This is a genomic window from Paenibacillus oenotherae, from assembly GCF_019443105.1.
GTDB classification, from domain to species: domain Bacteria; phylum Bacillota; class Bacilli; order Paenibacillales; family Paenibacillaceae; genus Paenibacillus_Z; species Paenibacillus_Z oenotherae.
This window is the reverse complement of the sequence record NZ_JAHZIJ010000015.1, coordinates 31,974-53,133: the sequence shown is the minus strand read 5'-3', so window position 1 is coordinate 53,133 and position 21,160 is coordinate 31,974. Positions and strand designations below refer to the sequence as shown.

At 52.7% G+C, this 21,160-nt stretch carries 19 protein-coding genes; all 19 read right to left on the bottom strand.

Annotated features, from left to right (window positions below; translation table 11 throughout):
• Positions 1 to 20: 20 nt before the first annotated feature.
• The 19 genes from K0T92_RS18235 to K0T92_RS18145 all read right to left on the bottom strand — a co-directional run bounded on the left by K0T92_RS18235 (position 21) and on the right by K0T92_RS18145 (position 20,901).
• Complete coding sequence (locus K0T92_RS18235) at positions 21 to 605, bottom strand: lytic transglycosylase domain-containing protein (RefSeq protein ID WP_219873907.1); 585 nt, start codon at positions 603 to 605, stop codon at positions 21 to 23.
• Complete coding sequence (gene coaE, locus K0T92_RS18230; RefSeq protein WP_219873906.1) at positions 602 to 1,198, bottom strand: dephospho-CoA kinase; 597 nt, start codon at positions 1,196 to 1,198, stop codon at positions 602 to 604. The genes K0T92_RS18235 and coaE overlap by 4 nt, the downstream gene beginning before the upstream one ends.
• 42 nt (positions 1,199 to 1,240) lie before the next feature.
• Positions 1,241 to 1,939 carry a sporulation membrane protein YtaF gene (ytaF, locus tag K0T92_RS18225; RefSeq protein WP_246628255.1) on the bottom strand — a complete coding sequence of 233 codons (699 nt, stop codon included), beginning with the start codon at positions 1,937 to 1,939 and terminating at the stop codon, positions 1,241 to 1,243.
• A 152-nt stretch (positions 1,940 to 2,091) separates the two neighbouring features.
• A complete protein-coding gene (mutM, locus tag K0T92_RS18220) occupies positions 2,092 to 2,943 on the bottom strand; it encodes a DNA-formamidopyrimidine glycosylase (RefSeq protein ID WP_219873904.1) in 852 nt (283 codons plus the stop codon).
• A 109-nt stretch (positions 2,944 to 3,052) separates the two neighbouring features.
• Positions 3,053 to 5,719: a DNA polymerase I gene (gene polA / locus K0T92_RS18215; protein WP_219873903.1), complete on the bottom strand. Its 2,667-nt coding sequence runs from the start codon at positions 5,717 to 5,719 to the stop codon at positions 3,053 to 3,055.
• 106 nt (positions 5,720 to 5,825) lie between these two features.
• On the bottom strand, positions 5,826 to 7,031 hold the full coding sequence (locus K0T92_RS18210) for an EAL domain-containing protein (RefSeq protein WP_219873902.1): 1,206 nt from the start codon (positions 7,029 to 7,031) through the stop codon (positions 5,826 to 5,828).
• A 1-nt stretch (position 7,032) separates the two neighbouring features.
• A complete protein-coding gene (locus tag K0T92_RS25525) occupies positions 7,033 to 8,511 on the bottom strand; it encodes a GGDEF domain-containing protein (RefSeq protein ID WP_219873901.1) in 1,479 nt (492 codons plus the stop codon).
• A 700-nt stretch (positions 8,512 to 9,211) separates the two neighbouring features.
• Positions 9,212 to 9,871, bottom strand: a complete 660-nt coding sequence (gene phoU / locus K0T92_RS18200) for a phosphate signaling complex protein PhoU (protein ID WP_219873900.1) — start codon at positions 9,869 to 9,871, stop codon at positions 9,212 to 9,214.
• A 27-nt stretch (positions 9,872 to 9,898) separates the two neighbouring features.
• Positions 9,899 to 10,654 (bottom strand): phosphate ABC transporter ATP-binding protein PstB, encoded by a 756-nt coding sequence (gene pstB, locus K0T92_RS18195; RefSeq protein ID WP_219873899.1) that lies wholly within the window; start codon positions 10,652 to 10,654, stop codon positions 9,899 to 9,901.
• 27 nt (positions 10,655 to 10,681) lie between these two features.
• A complete protein-coding gene (pstA, locus tag K0T92_RS18190; RefSeq protein ID WP_219873898.1) occupies positions 10,682 to 11,560 on the bottom strand; it encodes a phosphate ABC transporter permease PstA in 879 nt (292 codons plus the stop codon).
• A 1-nt stretch (position 11,561) separates the two neighbouring features.
• Entirely contained in the window at positions 11,562 to 12,509 is a 948-nt protein-coding gene (pstC, locus tag K0T92_RS18185; protein WP_425517666.1) for a phosphate ABC transporter permease subunit PstC, read from the bottom strand.
• Positions 12,510 to 12,615: 106 nt separating this feature from the next.
• Complete coding sequence (locus K0T92_RS18180) at positions 12,616 to 13,587, bottom strand: PstS family phosphate ABC transporter substrate-binding protein (protein ID WP_219873956.1); 972 nt, start codon at positions 13,585 to 13,587, stop codon at positions 12,616 to 12,618.
• A 163-nt stretch (positions 13,588 to 13,750) separates the two neighbouring features.
• The gene (gene phoU / locus K0T92_RS18175; protein ID WP_219873955.1) at positions 13,751 to 14,410 is read right to left on the bottom strand and encodes a phosphate signaling complex protein PhoU; all 660 of its coding nucleotides are present in this window, start codon (positions 14,408 to 14,410) and stop codon (positions 13,751 to 13,753) included.
• A gap of 23 nt (positions 14,411 to 14,433) precedes the next feature.
• Positions 14,434 to 15,204, bottom strand: coding sequence for a phosphate ABC transporter ATP-binding protein PstB (gene pstB / locus K0T92_RS18170; protein ID WP_219873954.1), 771 nt, complete (start codon positions 15,202 to 15,204; stop codon positions 14,434 to 14,436).
• A gap of 84 nt (positions 15,205 to 15,288) precedes the next feature.
• Complete coding sequence (locus K0T92_RS18165; RefSeq protein WP_219873897.1) at positions 15,289 to 16,449, bottom strand: methyl-accepting chemotaxis protein; 1,161 nt, start codon at positions 16,447 to 16,449, stop codon at positions 15,289 to 15,291.
• A gap of 121 nt (positions 16,450 to 16,570) precedes the next feature.
• Positions 16,571 to 17,479 carry a phosphate ABC transporter permease PstA gene (gene pstA / locus K0T92_RS18160; protein WP_219873896.1) on the bottom strand — a complete coding sequence of 303 codons (909 nt, stop codon included), beginning with the start codon at positions 17,477 to 17,479 and terminating at the stop codon, positions 16,571 to 16,573.
• On the bottom strand, positions 17,476 to 18,435 hold the full coding sequence (gene pstC / locus K0T92_RS18155; RefSeq protein ID WP_219873895.1) for a phosphate ABC transporter permease subunit PstC: 960 nt from the start codon (positions 18,433 to 18,435) through the stop codon (positions 17,476 to 17,478). The genes pstA (K0T92_RS18160) and pstC (K0T92_RS18155) overlap by 4 nt, the downstream gene beginning before the upstream one ends.
• Before the next feature lie 126 nt (positions 18,436 to 18,561).
• Positions 18,562 to 19,428, bottom strand: a complete 867-nt coding sequence (locus tag K0T92_RS18150) for a phosphate ABC transporter substrate-binding protein (protein WP_219873894.1) — start codon at positions 19,426 to 19,428, stop codon at positions 18,562 to 18,564.
• Between the two features lie 75 nt (positions 19,429 to 19,503).
• Positions 19,504 to 20,901, bottom strand: a complete 1,398-nt coding sequence (locus K0T92_RS18145) for a stalk domain-containing protein (protein WP_219873893.1) — start codon at positions 20,899 to 20,901, stop codon at positions 19,504 to 19,506.
• Between the last annotated feature and the right edge of the window lie 259 nt (positions 20,902 to 21,160).

Here is a 21,160-nt window from a genome sequence, read left to right as displayed (position 1 = left end):
TTATTCGCTTATACAAATATTCAAAATTCCGTGTAGAGCTTCTTGTACTTATTATAGTAATAAATAACCCGTTGTACATAGTGCCGCGTCTCTCCGTAAGGAATCTGCTTCACCGTCTCAAGCTTCCCATCCCAGGTCCCTTCGCTGATCCACCGCTTCACAGTACCCGGTCCCGCATTATAGGCCGCCAGCGCCGCATACAGCTTGCCGTCAAACTGCTTATGTAAGGAATGCAGATACCAGGAACCAAGCTCAATGCTAATATCTGCCCTGGCTGACAGCATCTCGGGCGGAACAGGTGTAAAGCCGCCCTTCTTCATGATCCATTCCGCCGTATCCGGCATGAGCTGCATAATGCCGACTGCCCCCTTGCCCGACACGGCATCCGGTGAATAATTCGTCTCGACCCGAATGACCGCTGCAATGAGCAGGGGGTCGAGGTCGTAATTTTTCGCGCTTATCCGGATATCATTCTCATAATGTATGGGATACATCCAGCGGCCCATCCAATCGGATTTCAGGAACAGCATGGTCAGAAGCAGTGCAACAAGGAAGAGCAGCACCAATATGAACAGCGCTCTCCTCCTGCGTGCTGTGCGTCTCATGACAAACCTTGCTTACGCCAAAATTCATCAACCTGACGCTCCGTATCCTCAAGGGATCCGCTGTTGTCAATCACAATGTCCGCCAGCTGCCGCTTCTCTTCAATGTCCATCTGCAAGGCAATCCGTTTCCCTGCCTCCTCAGACGTCAAAGAGTTTCTGGCCATAAGCCGTTCCATTTGAACCGCCTGCGGCACGTATACAACCATGACCGCGTCATACAGCCCGGCTTGTCCAGTCTCATACAGCAGCGGGATATCCGCCACAATAAGCCCCTTCGGGTTCTCTGCCTCACAGCCCCGGATCTTGTCCCACATGCGAGTCCGAATGGCCGGATGCAGAATGGATTCCAGTATATCCAGCTGCTCACGGTTGCCGAATACGAGGGATCCCAGCTTTTTCCTGTCAAGTGTGCCATCCTCATTCAGCACCTGCGCTCCAAAAGCAGCAGCAATATCGTTCAGCGCCGGCTCGCCGGGAAGGACAACCTCCCTGGCGACAGCGTCCGCATCAATGAGCTTGGCTCCCCGCTGAACGAGCATGGCGGACACGGTGCTTTTACCGCAAGCAATGCCGCCCGTTAAACCAAGTTTCATGCTTTCACCTCTTAACTAACCTGGCCTTCATTAATAACTAACCTATAACAGCTTCATCAAACCCATAACGATCAGCATCACGCCCGGCAGTACCGATAATGCCCGAATGCCGCGCATCGAGGCAAGCCGGAATCCGAGCTGCAGCCCGCCAAGCAGGAACAATCCGCAGGCAGTCGAGATAACAGCCGATGTAAGCAGCGGCGAGAACCCGATCATAGCCGCTCCCAGCCCCGCGCCAAAGCTGTCCAGTGACAGCGCGAAGCCAAGCAGCACAGCCTCGGATGCGCTTATTATGCCTGATCGGTCTACATCTGCAATTTGCGGTGTTCTCAGAATCTGAATAACAAGTCCAAGCCGTTTGAGCTCCACAATCAGAATCGTCGTCGCCGTTCTCCGCATGCCAAGGCCAGTATCTGGCGCGGACGGCTGTCCGTCATTGTCCTCAGCATGGTCCTCGGTACGGTCAAAGCGCCTCTTCCACAGCTGATACAGCGCCCAGCAGCCGATCAGAATAAGCAGGCAGGCGCCGATCCATTTCGACACTACCGGGGACATGTAATCGGTCAGTACGGCACCAAGCTGCATCGATAACCATACGACCAAGCCGGAGCAAAGCACGATAATGATGACCGACAGGAGCGGAATCCGGATACGACGCAAGCCATAGGTGACGCCAACTCCAAGACCGTCCAGACTGACGGCAAAAGCAAGCAGCAGCAATGATGCAACTTGTGTGAGCAACCCTGTGTCCCTCCCATGACGGCGAACTCCGAATGGCCCCTCATAGAACCCCTGCAAGACAGCAGGAATGATTCTATGGAATGGCAAGCGGTGCATTCGCCCATGAATGGTACATCATATGCGGGCAACTCCTGATCGTGCATCCTGTTTGCTTACTGCTTGTTCACACGCGGCTTCTGCAGCGGCTGGCAGCTCGTACAAATATGTGTGCCACGGCCGCCGACAACCAGCTTCTCAATAGACTGGCCGCAGCGGCTGCACGGCTCGTTCTTCCGTCCGTATACGAGCAGCTCATGCTGGAACATGCCCATCTCGCCCTGTCCGTTCACATAGGACTTAATGGAAGATCCGCCTGCTTCAACCGCCCGTGCAAGCGTAGCGCGGACAGCTTCATACAACCGCGCCCATTCCGGGCGCTTCAGCGAATCCGCTGTACGCTCCGGATGAATGCCAGCCGTGAACAAGGCCTCATCTACATAGATATTGCCGAGTCCCACAACATATTCCTGATTCAGCAGCAGCGGCTTAATCTTCGTTGTTCGGCGAGCAAGCTTATCCTTGAACAATTCCAATGTGAACGTGTCGTCAAGCGGTTCAATGCCGAGCTTGTTCAGCGGGGGCAGCACCAGCTCCTCCTCCGGCGTGAACAGATGCATCGTGCCGAATTGCCGCACATCCTTATATCGCAATTCCATCCCATCATCGAAATGAAAAATAACATGCGTATGAGATTCTACTGGCTCCTCGCGCTTATAGACACCATAGCGCCCTTCCATCCGCAGATGGGATACGAGAACCAGATCCTCCATCATAATGCGCAGAAACTTTCCCCGCCGCTCAACCGTTCGAATCGTGCGGCCTTCAAGCGCTGCGGAGAACTGCTCCGGCTCGCTTGGCCGCTGAATGATCCGCGGCAGGCTCACCGTTACCCGTTCGATGCGCTTGCCGACAACAAGTCCGTTAAGCGTCCGCCGAACGGTCTCAACCTCCGGTAATTCCGGCATTTCCTCTCACCTCCGCCACAGCCGGCAGGGCAGCCGCAGCTCTCACGCTTCGCCCCTCCAGCTGTACTTTACCCCATCCCCATTATAACCGATTCACTGGCGGGATGCCCTACTTGGATTCATACCAATTCACACCGTAACTGACATCCGCCTTGAGCGGCACATCCAGCTTCAGCGCACGCTCCATCACTTCCGGCACAAGCTTCTTCATCGTCTCAAGCTCATCCTCCGGCACCTCAAACACGAGCTCATCATGCACTTGAAGCAGCATCCGGCTGCGCAGCCCCTTCTCGCGAAGCTCCTCGTCCATTCTGACCATAGCCAGCTTAATAATATCCGCAGCCGTACCTTGAATCGGCGTATTCATCGCCGTACGCTCTGCGAATGAGCGCAGATTGAAGTTCGAGGCCTTAATCTCCGGCAGGTACCGGCGGCGCTCCAGCAATGTCGTAACATAGCCGTCTCGGCGGGCCTGCATGACGATATTGTCCATATACCCGCGCACACCCTGGAACACTTCAAAATATTGCTCGATAAACTTCGACGCTTCCTTGCGCGTAATATTCAAGTTGTTCGACAGGCCGAAGTCGCTGATTCCGTAGACGATCCCGAAATTAACCGCCTTCGCCGAACGGCGCATATTGGCATCAACTTCCTCTGCGCTGACGCCAAAGACGTCCATCGCTGTCTTCGTATGAATGTCCATATCCTGTATGAACGCTTCTTTCAGCTTCTCATCACCGGAAATATGGGCCAGCACGCGAAGCTCGATCTGCGAGTAGTCAGCAGCAAGAATGAACCATCCGGGCTCTGATGGGACAAAAGCTTTCCGAATCCGCCGTCCTTCCTCCAGCCGGATCGGAATGTTCTGCAAGTTCGGGAATTGGCTCGACAACCGGCCGGTAGCGGCAATTGTCTGCCTGTAATACGTGTGTACCTTGCCAGTATCGCGGCGAATCTCCTTGAGCAGTCCCTCCACATAGGTCGATTGCAGCTTGGACAGCTGCCTGTAGTGGAGGATCAGCCTTACAATCTCATGATACGGCTCCAGCTTCTCAAGCACTTCGGCGTCCGTGGAATAGCCTGTCTTCGTCTTCTTCATCGCAGGCAGGCCGAGCTTCTCGAACAGCACCTCGCCAAGCTGCTTGGGCGAGTTAATATTGAACTCCATGCCGGCATGGGAGTAGATATCGCTCATATACCGGTCAATATTCAGGCTCAGCTCCTTGCCGAGCTCCTCCAGCGTCTCGGGATTGACCTTGATCCCCTGCTTCTCCATCCCGGCAAGCACGATGGCAAGCGGCTGCTCCAGCTCATGATAGAGCTTGCTCATCCCGCTCTCCTCAAGATCCCGCTCCTGCAGCGGCACGAGGCGGGCGATACTGTCCGCCTTCGCGGCCAGATGACGCGCAAGCACATCGTCCGAAGGCACCTGGAACTTGGCTCCCTTGCCATAGACAGCCTCATCCGACGGCACGGAAGGCAGATGATAGCGCTGCGCAAGCATAGCCAGCGTCTGATTCGACTCGGTCGGATCAAGCAAATAAGCGATCAGCAGCGCGTCAAAAACAGTGCCGCGCAGCTCGATGCCAAGCCGCGCAAGCGTCAGCTCGGCCTTGTGCAGATCATAGCCGCGCTTAGGCGCCGCGGCATCCTCCAGCCAGCTGCGAATCCGTTCGCTGGCTGGCTCCAATAGCGAGTCGGCGGTCACAACGATGACCCGCTCTCCCGCCGACACCGCAAGACCGAGCAGCTTCGCCTGATGCGGATTCTCGCCAGCCGCTTCAATATAGACGCTGTCCGCTTTCGCAAGCGCGTCCGCCAGATCAGCTGCCGACAGATCGGCGGCAGCGACAATCTCATAGGAAGCCTCGACGGCTCCTGAACCGTCACCGCCAGACCCATCCCCGCCCGCTTCCGGCAGCTCCAGCCGCTCGATAAGCGATTTGAACTCCAGCTTGCGGAACATGTCTGCCAGCTGTGCTTTGTCATAGCCGCTGTAGACCAGCTCCTCCGCCTTATTCTCAAGCGGAACCTCGCGGAAGATCGTAGCCAGCTTCTTGCTCATTCGCGCATCTTCCTGATGCGCCTCCACCTTTTCTTTCATTTTGCCCTTGAGGTCCCCGATATGGTTCAGCACTTCCTCAACAGAGCCATACTCGTGCAGCATTTTCAGCGCCGTCTTCTCTCCAACGCCCGGAATGCCCGGAATATTATCGGAAGCGTCGCCCATCAGGCCTTTCAGGTCAATAATTTGCAGCGGTGTCAGACCATATTTCTCTTGAATACCATTCGGATCGTACAGCTCCACATCGCTGACCCCTTTGCGGGTCAGTGCAATCGTTACATGGTCGGATGCCAGCTGAAGCATATCCTTATCGCCGGTCACGACGAGAGTGCTCACCTGCTGCTGATCCGCCAGCTTGGTTAAAGTGCCTATAATATCATCGGCTTCATAGCCGGACAGCTCGAATTGCGCAATGCCGAATGAACTCAGCAGCTCCTTAATGACAGGGAATTGCTCGGATAACTCCGACGGCGTCTTGGCGCGTCCGCCCTTATATTCGCTGTAGCCTTCATGGCGGAAAGTGACCTTGCCCGCATCGAATGCTACAAGCATATGGGTCGGTTTCTCTTCTTCAATAAGCTTCAGCAGCATGGTTGTGAAGCCGTAAGCGGCATTCGTATACAGCCCGGCTGAATTCGTCAGCGGCGGCATCGCATAGAACGCCCGATTCGCGATACTGTTCCCATCAATCAAAATCCATTTGTCCATTTGAGGCACTCCTCACCTTGTTCATCCTACCGACTATCATAGCATAAAGAAGACAAGCTTTCCCATACCGTCCGAAGCGGAGGCGGGAAAGCTTGTTCTTGTATAACTATCCAACAGCAAACGCAGGCCTGCCCAGCAAATAGCCTTGTGCATAATGAACACCCATCGCTTTCATATGCGCCAGCTCCGCTTCCGTCTCGATGCCTTCGGCAACAAGAGAGACGCCCATTTTGGCAGCCAGATCGATAAAAGTATGGACAATATGCTCCTTCATAGGATCGCGATGAATTCCCCTAATGAGCGAGCGGTCAATCTTGATATAGTCCGGCTCCAGCTCCACGATGGATTGCAGGGAAGAATATCCCGCTCCGGCATCATCGATAGCGATCTGATAACCTTGGCTGCGGTAATGGCCCAGCGTCTTCTTGGCCGCGCCAAAATCTTCAATAGAGCTGCGCTCCGTAATCTCGAATACGACATTCGTCGGCGACAATCCGTACTGCTCCAGCAGAATCAGCGTCTGACCGGGACTAAAGGAGGGATCATTCATAATTTGCGCTGTAATATTGATGAAAAGCTTCTGCTGGCTGGAGAGGCCGGCACTTCCTTCAATAGCCCGTTCACGCGCAAGCCGGTCAAGCGCATAGACCATACCCTCATCACTGGCAAAAGAAAACAGCTGCTCCGGCCCCTTGAACCAGCGGTTCTCAGGACAGCGAGACAGTGCTTCATAACCATAAACCGTACCATTCCGCAGCGAAATAATCGGTTGGTATACAGGTGTAATGAGCCTGTCGCTAATCATTTCTTCCAATGATCTGCGCTTCAAGCTCCGCTGTGCCGCGTAGGCGGACTGGCCATGAACGATAGCGCGTTTCATCCCCTCGTACCACAGATCCTCCTCCTGCGCAGTCCCGTGCTCCTCCACAACGGAAACACCGGCATGCAACTGCAGATCCGATAACTCGCCGCCTAGCGCAGATATAATGAAACGCTGTTCCCATTCCTGCTGAAACCGGCTGCCAAGCTCAAGCAGCTGCTCCTCCATACAATTGTCCCCGGCGCCTGCAATCGGCAGACTGACATACAAATCATCTCGCATCCACATGCTCGAGGCCCCATACAAAGAGCCCTGCCGCTCCTCAGCTATAGCTTGCTCAGCAAAGCTTCTCCAGCTGCATTGAATCGCGCTGCGCACCTCAATTCTATCCATGGCCTTCCCATGCCATGCCAAATAGATAATGCCTCTCGGTCCGCCCTGCTCGGAGCGCAAGATGCTGCCTGCTGCACTAAACCTGCTATTTCCTCTCAAGTTATACTCGACCCTCTCCCAGATGCTTTTCAAAAACCTCGCCCATTACATGCACGCTGCCGTTCAGTTGCTTGGCCTGTTTCTTAAGCCTCGCGGCCGCTTGAGAGATGTGCTCAGTCGTGATATCCTCGCTGCCGTCACAGTACACTAAAGATAACGAGACGCTGACCCCGTTCTGTTCGATGCGATTGCCGCTCCGATCCACAACATGGGCAACGTCCTCCCCGTTATAAAAGGATTTAATCCCACCATCGAATCTCCAAATCATATTACGGCACAGCTTATCCGCATCTTCAGCACTGCTGCCCGTCAGAATAATAAAGTCATCCCCGCCGATATGTCCGATAAAATCCCCCCTGCCCCCGAGGATCCCCGTCACATCCTGCAGAACAGCAGCAGTATAGCGGATTAGCGCATCCCCTTGGGCAAAGCCAAAGCAATCATTGTACCATTTAAAATAATCCAGATCCGCATAAATAACAGCGAAAGGCTGGCGGGATTCAATCCGCTGCTTCATCTCCCGTTGAATGGCAGCATTGCCTGGCAGGCCTGTTAGCGGATTAGCCGTCCGCGCCTCTTCAGTGCGGAGGTTCGTAATGCATTCCAGAATGGAGCGGATCGAAGCGGCGCCCAGCAGCTTGCCGTTCCGGGTAATCGTTACAACATCGTACAGCCGGGAAATATCGCGAGCCATCGCAAGCTGCGCGACCTGCTCCACCGGAATCGAAGCATCTACAACGAGCGAGTCATCATCCATAATTTTCTCGACCGAGCGGTTCCAGTACAGAGGCAGGCCGAATTGTCCGGCTAGCATCTGATGCATTTTCTCCTTCATCACGAGTCCGACTGGCCTTCCTTGATTCACGATCACAGCGCCTTGAACATGCGTATTAGATTCGAACAGCTTAGCCAGACTAGACACCTGCGCATGGAGATCGAAAGTAGGAATCGCCTTCGCCAGTATTCCTATTCCAACAGAACTGCTCCATTCGCTCCTCGCTCCGGCCTGTCCACTTCCGAAGGGCAGTTCAGTCTCGTCCTCCTTCATGCGCAAGCGCAGCATCGATAACGTAGCATCTCTAAGCGCATGATAAATCATCGTCTCCGCCGAGCGGCCCAGACCGGAAGGGGAGGCTGAAGCAGTGCCAATTGTAAAAGGCGGCTTTGCCCTCTCATCGACAGAGGATTCAGCAGCAGCGGCTTGAAGCCCTTTCTTCAGACTTGTAATAGCCGAGTCCAGAATCAGCTTCATCTGACGATCGGATTTCATCCGATTCAGAAAAAAGAAATAGTCATTCTCCATCCGATAGCGCCAGAACAAGCGTGTTTGCTGAGACTCCCATAGCTGCACAGCTTCCAGGGAAGCTGCATTTACATGGCGCAATTGAAGCACGATAATACCGATTCCCCCATGCCGCCATCGTTCAGTTATCTGGTGAATCATCGCGCGATCTAACAATCCATAACCGATATCTTCCACCGCTATCCCTCTCGAAGAATCGTATTGTCTACAGGTAGGTAGTAGGACAATTGTACCAATCGAATGTGAAGCGAGCGTTCCGAGAAAGTTAAATGTTTGTAAAATACATGCATCGGGCAACCACCAGCACACCCTGGATTCTCCTTCTCATAAACCGATTATTTACATTATCAGGTAGTTGTTATCCTTTCTAATCCTCCCCAATAATCCCTTTTGCCCATTATCCCATTCGCTCAGATGACTCAACTCGCTCAACTGTCTTAACTTCAACTCGCTCTGGTATCTGTTCCGTTCCGATGATGCTCAACTGAGCGAATGGGATAATGGCCATAGGGCTCACAATCACATACACCCTCCATCTGAGCGAACGGGATAGTGGCCATAGGGCTCACAATCACACACACCCTCCTTCTGAGTGAATGGGATAGTGACCATAGGGCTCACAATCACACACACCCTCCTTCTGAGCGAACGGGATAGTGACCATAGGGCTCACAATCACACACCCTCCTTCTGAGCGAACGGGATAGTGGCCATAGGGCTCACAATCACACACACCCTCCATCTGAGCGAACGGGATAGTGGCCATAGGGCCCGCCTGCCACAGTATGATCGTTAATCCTATTTTTTCGCATCAAAAAAGACCCGCTTAAATAGATAGCAGGCCTTCATAATAATTCCAAATAGAAACATGTAAATACTAGACGTTTAAATCAGGCCGTTTGCCGGTTACGAGATAGACAACGCTCTCTCCGATGTTCGTGGCATGATCGGCTATACGCTCAATATAGCGGCCTACAAAGCTGAGCAGCACCGCCTGGGAGATCGTCCGTGGATTCTCCATCATCAACGAGAACAGCTCACGAATAATTTGGCTGTAAAGAGCGTCAACCTGATCGTCGTCCTTCGCCATTTTGTAAGAGAGATCGACATTCTCCTGTACGAAGGACTGAATGGATTCGACTGTCATCAACTGAGCGATTTCCGCCATTCGCGGCAAATCTATCAGCGGCTTGATCAGCGATTGCCCTTCCAGACGAAGCACCACTTTGGCAATATCGACAGACAGATCGCCCATTCTTTCGAGATCGCTCGATATTTTGAACGCTGCCAATATCCGACGAAGATCCTTAGCTACCGGCTGCTGGGTCGCGATAAGCTTGGAGCCCAATTCCGTGATTTTTTCCTCCATCTGATTAAGCTGCGGGTCTTCTTTGATGATGCGCTTTGCTTCTTCTATATTAATGTCCTTCAGCGCGCTCATCGCATCTGCCAGCGCTTTCTCAACATGTCCGCCCATTTCCACAAGCAGATTATGCAGCTCTGACAGCCCGAGATCAAACTCTTTGCGAGTCACCATTATTGTTTTCGCCCTCCATCTATTAAGTTAGCCGAAGCGTCCGCTTATATAATCCTCGGTCCGTTGATCGGACGGATTGGAGAACAGCTTCTCTGTATCAGCATATTCCACAACTTCTCCATTCAAGAAGAACACGGTCTGGTTCGACACCCGTGCTGCCTGATGCATGTTGTGCGTTACCATAACGATCGTATAACGATCCTTCAGCTCCTGTGCGAGCTCTTCAATCTTCAAGGTCGAGATGGGATCGAGCGCTGACGTCGCTTCGTCCATCAACAGGATGTCGGGGTTTACTGCAAGTGCGCGCGCAATACAAAGACGCTGCTGCTGCCCTCCGGACAGACTGAATGCCGAGCGCTTCAGATGGTCTTTGACCTCATCCCACAATACGGACGCCCTCAAGCTGTTCTCTACAATCTCATCCAGCTGCTGGCGGTTGCGGATACCGTGAAGCCGCGGCCCGTAGGCAATGTTGTCGTAAATGGACTTGGGGAATGGATTCGGCTGCTGGAACACCATGCCTACCTTCTTGCGCAGTGTCTCGACATCCACTTCATTGGAATAGATATCGGTGCCGCCAATCGCAATCGTGCCTTCAATCCTCGTTCCCGGAATCATGTCGTTCATACGATTCAATGTTCTCAGCAGCGTCGATTTGCCGCAGCCGGAAGGCCCGATGAAAGCAGTGATTGCCTTCTCCGGGATTTTGAGTGATACGTTCTTGAGCGCGTGGAAAGCGGTATAAAATAAATTCAGCTTATTGATTTCTATTAACGTTTGCATCGTTTATCCTCCGTTATATGCGTATGATCAAACGTTCTTCTGATATTTGTTGCGCAGCAGAATAGCTGCGAAGTTCATAAGCAGCAGCATGATGAGCAATACTATAATGCCTGCGGCAGCTAATTCATGGAATGCCTCATTCGGCCTTGAGATCCAATTGTAAATCTGGATCGGCATAACGGTGAAGGAGTCCATGATGCTCTCCGGCAAGAAGGCTACGTAAGTAAGTCCGCCGATCATGACAAGCGGCGCCGTCTCGCCAATCGCGCGCGATAATGCCAGGATAACACCTGTCATGACACCCGGCAGAGCCGAGGGCATAACGGAGCGGGATACGGTCTGCCACTTGGTCGCGCCAAGAGCAAAGGAGGCATCGCGTCTTGCCTTGGGCACCGCACGGATCGCTTCCTGTGCAGCTACAATAATGATCGGCAGGACGAGCAATGTCATGGTGAGTGCTCCGGAGAGCAGGCTGCGCTCCAATGCAAGACCGCGCACGAACAAGGTCAAGCCCAGAATGCCGTATACAATGGACGGTACACCCGCCAGTGTACTGATGTTGAGCTGGATCAGACGGGTAAGACGGTTCTTCTTCGCATATTCCTCAAGGAATATAGCCGCTCCAACGCCTAGTATGAACGATAGCGGAGCCATAATCAGCAGCATGTACAGTGAGCCTACAATGGCTGATTTCATCCCGGCCTGACTCGCTCTTCGCGACGGGTAATTCGTGAATAGATCCGGCGCAAACCGCATAAATCCGTCCAGCACAATATCGATTATAAGCGCCATAAGAGCGACAACCCCGATGGCTGTACTGACAACGAATAAGATATGAAGGATGAAATCAATCCGTCTGCGCTGCGCAATCTGCTTGCGTCCTGTATCTTCTTCTAATAGAGACATCTTAGTACTCCTCCCGGAAACGTCTGGCCACATATTGCGCAAGAATATTAAGCAGGAAAGTAATGATGAACAATGTCATTCCTACTGCGAATATTGTGCCATACTCGATCGACCCATGCGGTGTATCGCCCATGCTGACTTGTACAATGTAGGCGGTCATCGTCTGAATGCTCTCCAGCGGATCCGCTGTGAGTTTAGGCGTAGCACCAGCCGCGACTGTCACGATCATCGTCTCGCCTATTGCCCGCGAGAACGCAAGTACAGCCGATGCCACAATACCGGATAGAGCAGCTGGAACGACGATCTTCAGCGCTACCTCGAACCGCGTCGCACCCAGCGCATACGCGCCGTCGCGCAGACTGCGCGGCACCGCTGACATCGCGTCCTCACTCAATGAACACACCATAGGAATGATCATAATCCCGACCACAATACCGGCGCTTAGTGCATTAAAGACACCCGTATCGGGAAAAATACCGCGAATAAGCGGAGTAATAAGCGACAATGCGAAGTATCCATACACGATTGTCGGAACGCCAGCCAATACTTCAAGAATTGGCTTGATGATCTTCCGCACACGCTTATGCGCGTACTCACTGAGATAGATGGCACTTGCAAGTCCGAGCGGTATCGCTACAATACAGGCAATGATTGTAATCATAAATGTTCCGCTCAGCAGCGGCAGCACTCCGAATGATTTGGGATCAATAAGCGGAGACCACTTCGTACCGAACAAATAGTCCATAATCGATACCTTCTGAAAGAATTGAAACGTCTCTGTAATAAGTGTAAAGACGATCCCAATCGTAGTCAGAATCGATAGTGCAGCACACAGGAACAGCAGGATCGGAACAATCTTGTCCAGCAGATGGCTCTTCTCGTTCCTGAAATCGAGCTTTATTGGAGACTTGCCCGATGCTTTCATTGGTTGTGTGACTTCGCTTCGCATGAGAACAACCTCACTTTGCTTTACAATTCGTTAACATAGCTTGCGTGAAAAATGTGATGTCCAGTCAGACACCACATTTGTCATGCAAGCTGTTTGCACCCAAGGCTTAGCCTTGAATCTTGGCAGCTTCTTCCGTATATTTCTCATCCGGCATTGGCACATAACCAACTTCCTTAGCCATATCGCCGATGTTCTCAATATAGTATTTCACGAATGCATTCACTTCCGGACGCTCCAGCTCTTTGTTGCTGACATAGATGAAGAGCGGGCGGGACAATGGAGCATAGGAACCGTCTTTGATGGAATCAAGCGTCGGCTCAACCGCGCCGCTGCCGCCGTCAACCGGTACAACCTTCAATTTATCTGTATTCTCTTCGTAATAAGCGAATCCGAAGTATCCGATACCGAATTTGTTGCCGGCTACACCTTGAACCAATGTGTTGTCATCTTCGCTGAAGCTGATTGAGGAATCGTTGCGAATACCTTTTTTATCAAGGATAGCTTCGTTAAAATAATCATAAGTTCCAGAATCGGCACCCGGGGAGAACATCTTGATCTCTTCTGCAGGCCAGCCTGCGCGAATGTCAGCCCAAGTCTTGGCAGTAGATTCGGAAGAGAAGATTTTGTTCAATTCCTCTACAGTCAGGTGATCGATAAAATCGTTATCCTTATGAACGACAACAGACAATCCGTCGTAAGCAACGCTCAGCTCTGTATACTCGATGCCCGCTTCTTTACATTTGGCCGCTTCTTCGTCTTTGATCGTACGGGAAGCATTGCTGATTGCAATCTCGCCTGCGCAGAATTGCTTGAAGCCGCCGCCAGTTCCTGAAGTACCAACGGATACGCGAACATCTTTATTCTCATTGCCGAACTCCTCGGCAGCTGCTTCTGTAAGTGGGAATACCGTGCTGGATCCATCTGCTTTAATTTCTCCGGAAAGGTTGGCAGCAGGTTCTTCATTCGTTGCATTCGTTCCGCCAGCAGCGCCTGTGTTCGTGCCATTCGCATTGTTCTCTTTCCCGTTGCCGCATGCAGCAACTAATACCAGCGTCATGACCATGACCAACATCAGCATACTTTGCAGACCTTTTCCTCTTAACAACAGTACCACTCCTCAATAATCTGTTTTTGTGTATGAATCATCTGTACAGGTTCTATCCTACTCTTTGTTTGTAAATCTCATATTTGCCTTTTGTAAACTTCATGTTAAAAATAATAGAACTATTGCAAGACTCCCGTCAGGAGTTCAAATCCGGCCGGGTTCCGGTTACGAGATAGACGACCGACTCGCCGATATTCGTGGCATGGTCAGCGAATCTCTCGATATAGCGTCCTACAAAGCTGAGCAGGTTCGCCTGCGATATCGTCGTCGGGTTCTCCATCATAATGGCGAACAGCTCGCGAATAATTTGGGAATACAGCGCATCTACCAAATCATCGTCCTTGGCCATCTTATGAGCCAGCTCTACGTCCTCCAGCACAAAGGATTGAATCGACTCATAGGTCATCGTCTTCACAATCTCCGCCATTCGCGGGAGATCAATCAGCGGCTTGATCAGCGTCTGGCCCTCCAACCGGATCACGGCCTTGGCGATATCTACAGACAGATCGCCCATCCGCTCCAGGTCGCTTGCAATCTTGAACGCGACCAGAATGCGCCGCAGATCCTTGGCAACCGGCTGCTGCCTTGCAATGAGGGTAGCTCCCAGCTCAGAGATCTGCTCTTCGAGCGCGTTCAGTTCCTTATCCTCGGCAATAAGCCGCCTCGCCTCCGCCACATCAACGTTCAGCAGAGCGCTCATCGATTCGCCCACAGCCTTCTCCACCCGCTGGCCCATCTCGACGATCAGTGCCTTCAGCTCGTCAAGGCCCAGATCAAATTCCTTGCGTGTCGTCATCATCGTGGTCAGAACTCCCCTCTCTAGCCGAAGCGTCCGCTTATATAGTCTTCCGTGCGCTGATCCCTCGGATTGGAGAACAGCTTCTCCGTATCCGAATATTCCACGACCTCGCCGTTCAGGAAGAACACCGTCTGGTTCGATACACGCGCCGCCTGATGCATGTTATGTGTCACCATGACGATCGTATAGCGATCCTTCAGATCCTGAGCAAGCTCCTCGATCTTCAAGGTCGAGATGGGATCAAGCGCAGAGGTCGCTTCATCCATCAGCAGAATGTCCGGGTTAACAGCCAGCGCGCGGGCGATGCAGAGCCGCTGCTGCTGTCCGCCGGACAAGCTGAGCGCAGAGCGCTTCAGATGATCCTTCACCTCGCCCCACAGAGCAGCCGATCGCAGACTCGTCTCGACGATCTCATCCAGCTTCCCCTTGCTGCGGATGCCGTGCAGACGCGGACCATAGGCGACGTTGTCGTAGATCGACTTCGGAAACGGGTTCGGCTGCTGGAACACCATGCCGACCTTCTTGCGAAGCGTCTCGACATCAACCTCCCTGGAATAAATATCAGTGCCGCCAACGGCGATCTGCCCTTCAATACGCGTACCGGGAATCATATCGTTCATCCGGTTCAGCGTCCGCAGCAATGTCGATTTGCCGCAGCCCGAAGGACCGATGAAAGCCGTAATGGCCTTCTCCGGTATGTCCATCGACACATCCTTGAGCGCATGAAAGGTGCCATAGTACAAATTAAGACTCTGAATATCGATTAATGTCCCCACCCTAAATTCCCCCATCAAGCGGACATGGCGAAGACTTGCCACTCATATCCGCTGCAATATACAGTCACTTGGACGGATGCCGCTCCACAGCACCGCTCATTATATCTTGGCGCCGCGCCCCGCCTGCATCTCGCCGATCAGCCGCTTCATCTCTCCGGTTACCCGCTCCGATTGCTGGCAGGCTTGACTCGATAGCTTGCCAATCTCCTTGGCGCTCTTGCTGTTGCTCGCCGCAGTGTGGAACAGCTGCTCGAATACCTGGAAGGCGGCTCCGATGCTGGCTTGGCTCGATTCCGTCTCCACACGTCCCATTCCGACCAGCTCCACCGTCTGTCGGACCGCTCCCAATATCGTTTTGATCATCATGTTGATCTCATCTGCAGACTGCTTCGTCTGCGCCGCCAGCTTGCGCACCTCGTTCGCCACTACAGCGAAGCCTCGGCCATGCTCGCCTGCGCGCGCCGCTTCAATCGTTGCATTGACTGCAAGCAGATTGCACTGATCCGCCAGATCGCGGATCAGCTTCGAGATGCTGCCGATCGAGCCGGCGCTCTCCTGAAGCTCCTGAATCTGCCCCTCCTGCTTGTTCGCATTCGCGTTCAAGCTATGGATGGCCCCTGTAACCTTATCCAGCTCATTCTTGCCCCTGAGCGTCAGATCAACCATCGTCTCCGACATCCTCTCGCCCAGCTGCGCCGCACTCCGCACATTCACGACCGACTTGTCGATCTCGCTGATCATCGATTCCGCACCGTTAATGGTGCGAATCTGGGATGCAACACTTTGGCGCTGAAGCACCGTCGACAGACGAAGCAAGTCGGCCATCGTCATAATGCCGAGAAACGTCTCATCCTCGGTCACGATGACGCAATCGTACAACGTGGCCTCATCCCGTCCCAGCGCCAGGTCCAGCAGCTGCTGCGGTGAAATATTTTTATCAACAACAAGAGAATCCGTATCCATCAGCTTCACAATAGAACGCCCATAATAAATCTCTCTTCCGAAACGGTGTGTCTCGATAATCGACAATCGGCCCTTCATGACCAGTCCGAGCGGCTTATTCCCTTCATCGCATACGACAATGCAATTGCAATCCGGCTGCTTGCCGAACTGCTCAATGACCTCCTTGCACGTATGCGTCCCCTTCACAACAGGTGCCACCCGAATAAATTCATGCAGGAGCGTTCCGCTCCATTCCTGTTGTACCCGATTAACGAGAGCCCTCTCTTCAGCAGCGGCTTCCATCCATGTGACCGTCATGATACTCTCTCCCTCCAGAATCTCTATGCTAGTACTTTCAATATAGGAAGAAAGGATTATCGCTGTTGCAAACAATTGTTAAGCCGATGTCAAAAAAAGCCCGTTCCGCAGCTGCGGCCCGCTACACACGCGTTTTCCTGGCATTCAGCCATAGCGGCACCCGGAAAATAACATTGATCAGCAGCACAACGAATACCAGTACCGCCGCTGCCTTCTCCGCAATCTCTGTCGCATCCGGCACGATGGCCTCCGACTGGACATACCACAGGTGAACGGCAAGCGTTTCACCAGGTGAGAACAGGCTGAAATCCCACATCTCTCCCGATGTCGTAACACCGGCGGTCAGAATAATAACGGCGCTCTCGCCGAAGGCCCGGCCTGCAACGAGGCAGATTCCGGTAATGATGCTGTTCAGCGACACCGGTATAAGGACACGCAGAATCGTCTGAAGATGTGTTCCGCCAAGGGCGAACGACGCATTCTTCATCTCTATGGGAACCGCCCGGATCGCTTCTTCCGTTACACGGGTCAGCACGGGCAGATTGAGGAAGGCGAGGCTTACAGCGCCTCCCAGAATAGTCAGGCCGATCTGGAACGCTTCAACGAAGATCGCAATGCCGAAAAGGCCGAATATGATGGACGGGACAGAGGCCAGACCCTCCACACAAATCCGTACAAAAGCGATGAACTTGTTGTCCGGCGCAAACTCCGCCAGATAGATGCCCGCTGCCATGCCAAGCGGAATCGATATGACAAGGGAAATGACCAGCACATAGATCGAGTTGAACAGTGTCGGGCCGATACCGCCGCCTTCCTCGATCTCGCTGGGCAGGCCGGACAAGAACGACCATTCCAGCTTGGGCAGCCCTTTCTGCAGAATAAGAAACAATAACCCGCAGATGAACAGAACAGTGCAAATGCCGACGACCCAGACAAGAAGAGTGAACAGCCGGTTGTTGAACTGATTCAAGCCTCTGCGGGAAGCGAATGGATTAGGCGTATTGCCGGATATTTTGCCGCGTGTACTCATGACTTCACTCCTTTACGCTGGACCAGCCGCACGAGCACGATCATCAGAAGCGATATGACAAGCAGCAGAAAGCCCATCATATACAACGCATAGTTCCAGCTGGAATCGAACGGCACATTGGAAATTTGCATAACGATATTGCTTGTCAGCACCGAGGTCGGCTTGAACAGCTCATCCGCAATCTGCGGCGTATTGCCGATTACCATCACGACAGCCATCGTCTCGCCGATCGCGCGCCCCATGCCCAGAATAACGGCATACATAATGCCGCTCTTGGCTGCGGGAAGGACGACCTTCACAATGGTCTGGAAGCGGGTCGCGCCCAGTGCATAGGAGGCATCGCGGTACTTCTTGGGAACAGCGACGATGGCATCGTCCGTAATCCGGCTGATCGTCGGCAGCACCATAATCGTCAGCACGATAGCAGCAGCCAGCAGGCCGTCCCCCATGCTCGTCCCGGTGAGGTCGCGGAGCATAGGAATAAGAATTGTCATGCCGAGAAATCCGTACACAACCGACGGAATGCCGACCAGCAGGTCCATGACAGGACGCAGCATCGTCTTGAGCCATGATGGAGTTATCTCAGCGAGGAAGACAGCAATAATGACCGAGAGCGGAACGGATATGAGCATGGTCAGAAATGTTAAGGCGAAGGTTCCGAAAATAAAAATAAACGCGCCGTACTGATCATTCTCCGGCGCCCACTCCGAGGAGAAGAAGAAGGTGAGCGGCGACACGGTATCGAACGTCAGAATGCCTGTCCGGCCCATGAAGAACAGGATGGTGAATAGAATCAGGCATACGAAGACAGCCGAGGCTATGCAGATGACTTTGAATGTTTTGTTGTAGAGGGACAGCCTCTTCTTGCGGTCGAATGCTTTGCCGGAGCCGGATTTCAGACTGCTGCCGAGCTCCACGCCGTTATTAATGACGCTGGAAGATGGCGCTTCGAGCATAGGTTGGTCATCCTTTCTTATTCTTTAATGACAAGAGCCAGCTTCGCCGCATTGCGCCGTAGCTGGCTCCACTTCTGCCAATCCCGCGAATATTAGCTTGCCTTAGCAGTGTTTCTGGGCGTTCGATTACTTCATTGCGGAGATCGGAATGAATTTAAGCTTTTTGAGCGAGCCGTTCTGGAATGCTTTGCTTTGCACATACTCGATAAAAGCTTTCGTTGCGCCAGTCGGCTGGCCCTTCGTCATATAGTAGCCGTAGCTCCATACTTTGTACTTGCCGTTAATAACGTTCGCTTCCGTAGGCGCAACATCGTTGATTTTGAGAGCCGTCATTTTGCTCGTAACGTAGACAAGGTCCATATAACCGATTGCATTAGGAGTCGTCTCGATCGCTGTTTTCATGTCGCCGCTCGATTTTACTTCCTTGTAGTTGTCGCCTTTGGTCATGAAATCAGCGCCGTCCAGAGCTTTCATCTGGAAGTTGACGCGTGTGCCGGAACCGAATGCACGGTTAACAACGACGATCTCAGCGTCTGAACCGCCAACTTCCTTCCAGTTCTTCACTTTGCCCGAGAAAATATCCTGCAGCTGCTTCGTGGACAGGTTAGCCACCTTCACATTGCTGTTCGTTACAGCAGCGAAAGGAATAACGGCTACCTTGTTCGCAACCTGGCCTTCGAATTTCTTGAAGCCCGGCACGTCCAGGGATGCATCCCAGTCGCAAGCGCCGATGTCGGCGATGCCTTTGCGTACTGCTTGCGGGCCTGTAACAGAACCCGCCGCCGATGCGGAAATTTTCACCTTCGGATTCAACTTCTTGAATTCGTTGGCAGCTTGAAGTGTCAGCGGGAGCAGGGCAGAGGAACCGTTGATGACGATTTTGCCGCTCAGCTTGCTCGCTGCCTCTGCAACGTTAGCGATGGAGATGGAGCTGAAAGCAACGGTCAATGCGATTGCGGTAAACGCGATATTTTTGAAAAATTTCGATTTCATAATGATGTAAATCTCCTCTCAAATGATCTGTAATTGTTGGCGTTACTGTTGGCGTTACTAGACTACTAGACGTTACTATTGGGTGACTTTCTTCCATTGTCCATTGTTGTCAACAGATACTTGTCCATCGGACACGATTGCAATTGGTGTTCCTGCCCCTGCAATCAGCTCGCTGACGCTGTTAGGTACAGAGGTCAGCTCCCGCTTCTGGCCTGTTGCCGCATCGATCTCGTATACGATTTCGCTGCTGCCGCCGTCTGCGAGTACGTAAATTTTATTGCCAGCCATGATGGCCTGCAGCACATCCTTGTCATCGATCAGCTTCGTAATCGATTTGTCCTTCGCAACGGCAACCAGCGAGGCCAGCTTGTTATCCTCTGCGCTCACATAGTACGCCTTGCTTCCATCAGCAGCCGCGCCGACGAACACCTTGTCATCCGTAGTCGTTGTCAGCTTCTCCGGCTTGGCATCCTTGACCGAAGCGTCAAAACGGTAAACCTGCGGCTCCGTACCGGTCAGGTCGATCGCGACATCATCCTGATCCACTGGCTTGGATGCATCAGCCGTTACAGCACCCGGCTTAATAACGGTGTAGTAGAATTGGCTGCCGTCTGCCGATACGCTAAGGTTCGCTTTGTAATCGACCTTGTCCTCAAGCACCTTCGAGATCGTGCCGTCGGTGAGGTTGAGCTTCGCAATGACGCTGCCTTTGTCCCCTTGCAGGAAATAGATCGTGCTGCTGTCTGCGGACCATACAAGCTCAGGCTTGATCGTGCCGTCATACGTAACAGCCCTGGACTGCTTGCTTGCCAGATCAATGACATAGACCGCGCCGCTCTCCACCGAGTAAGCCGCTTTCTGGCCGTTCGGAGCAACAACAAGATCCGACGCATCCGTCGTGCGGAGCAGCTCTGAATATTGTCCCGTCCGCGCATCTACGATGTAATCGAAGCGTCCTTCTTCCTCAATGACCGAAGCGAGCAGGCTGCTCGGGTTCAGCCAGATGACGCGGGAAGGGTCCTGCACTTTTTGCACCGTGCTGATCGCTACCTGGCCTGAGCCGTCCACTGCGGACTCGGCATTGAAGGCGCTGATGAAATCATTCAGCGTGATGTAGTACATGTTGTTGACATTCTCCACAGCATGCTGCAGCTCGCGTTTCTCTCCGTCAACAGCGATTTCCTTCGACAGAGCGCTCAGCTCGACTGCATGCTCCTGGAAGTAGGCGCTGACGCCGCCCCTGTCGTTCACCTCGAAATAGATGCCAACTGCGTTGCCCAGATCACGAATCGACAAGTATGTAATGCCGTTCAATGTAACCGTGCGAATCGATGCAAGCGAATCGTTAACCGACAGGGAGGTTTGCTGCGTTGCAATCGTTTGCTTCATTTGGGCTGCTGAGACAACACCAACCATAGATACGCTAAGTGCTGTTGCGAGCGCAGTAACGACGATCTTTTTTTTCATAGACATTGGGCTCGATCACCTTTCTACTATCTGATTTAGTTACGGTAGCTTCTCTTCGCAAGCGCTGCCACTCCCGGCGCACGCTGCATTTCTATATAAAATTGCCGACCCGCCCCAGCTTTATCAGTTGCCGGGTTACTCAACCTCCCAGAACGTCAATGTTATGTTCAAACTGATTATAAAGACCCATTGTAAAGTGAAAATCAAGCTATTATGTAGATATTGTTAATATAAGCGGATCGCGCACCCTTTCTCATTGATCTCC

Excerpts from the sequence above, each read along its gene's own strand:
- pstC (WP_219873895.1), bottom strand. The coding sequence starts at position 18,435 with ATGCTCGAAGCGCCATCTTCCAGCGTCATTAATAACGGCGTGGAGCTC.
- K0T92_RS18145 (WP_219873893.1), bottom strand. The coding sequence starts at position 20,901 with ATGTCTATGAAAAAAAAGATCGTCGTTACTGCGCTCGCAACAGCACTT.
- K0T92_RS18165 (WP_219873897.1), bottom strand. The coding sequence starts at position 16,449 with ATGACGGTCACATGGATGGAAGCCGCTGCTGAAGAGAGGGCTCTCGTT.
- pstA (WP_219873898.1), bottom strand. The coding sequence starts at position 11,560 with ATGTCTCTATTAGAAGAAGATACAGGACGCAAGCAGATTGCGCAGCGC.
- polA (WP_219873903.1), bottom strand. The coding sequence starts at position 5,719 with ATGGACAAATGGATTTTGATTGATGGGAACAGTATCGCGAATCGGGCG.
- K0T92_RS18180 (WP_219873956.1), bottom strand. The coding sequence starts at position 13,587 with ATGCTGATGTTGGTCATGGTCATGACGCTGGTATTAGTTGCTGCATGC.
- pstC (WP_425517666.1), bottom strand. The coding sequence starts at position 12,509 with ATGCGAAGCGAAGTCACACAACCAATGAAAGCATCGGGCAAGTCTCCA.
- coaE (WP_219873906.1), bottom strand. The coding sequence starts at position 1,198 with ATGAAACTTGGTTTAACGGGCGGCATTGCTTGCGGTAAAAGCACCGTG.
- pstB (WP_219873899.1), bottom strand. The coding sequence starts at position 10,654 with ATGCAAACGTTAATAGAAATCAATAAGCTGAATTTATTTTATACCGCT.
- phoU (WP_219873900.1), bottom strand. The coding sequence starts at position 9,871 with ATGGTGACTCGCAAAGAGTTTGATCTCGGGCTGTCAGAGCTGCATAAT.
- pstB (WP_219873954.1), bottom strand. The coding sequence starts at position 15,204 with ATGGGGGAATTTAGGGTGGGGACATTAATCGATATTCAGAGTCTTAAT.
- phoU (WP_219873955.1), bottom strand. The coding sequence starts at position 14,410 with ATGACGACACGCAAGGAATTTGATCTGGGCCTTGACGAGCTGAAGGCA.
- K0T92_RS18150 (WP_219873894.1), bottom strand. The coding sequence starts at position 19,428 with ATGAAATCGAAATTTTTCAAAAATATCGCGTTTACCGCAATCGCATTG.
- pstA (WP_219873896.1), bottom strand. The coding sequence starts at position 17,479 with ATGAGTACACGCGGCAAAATATCCGGCAATACGCCTAATCCATTCGCT.
- K0T92_RS18235 (WP_219873907.1), bottom strand. The coding sequence starts at position 605 with ATGAGACGCACAGCACGCAGGAGGAGAGCGCTGTTCATATTGGTGCTG.
- mutM (WP_219873904.1), bottom strand. The coding sequence starts at position 2,943 with ATGCCGGAATTACCGGAGGTTGAGACCGTTCGGCGGACGCTTAACGGA.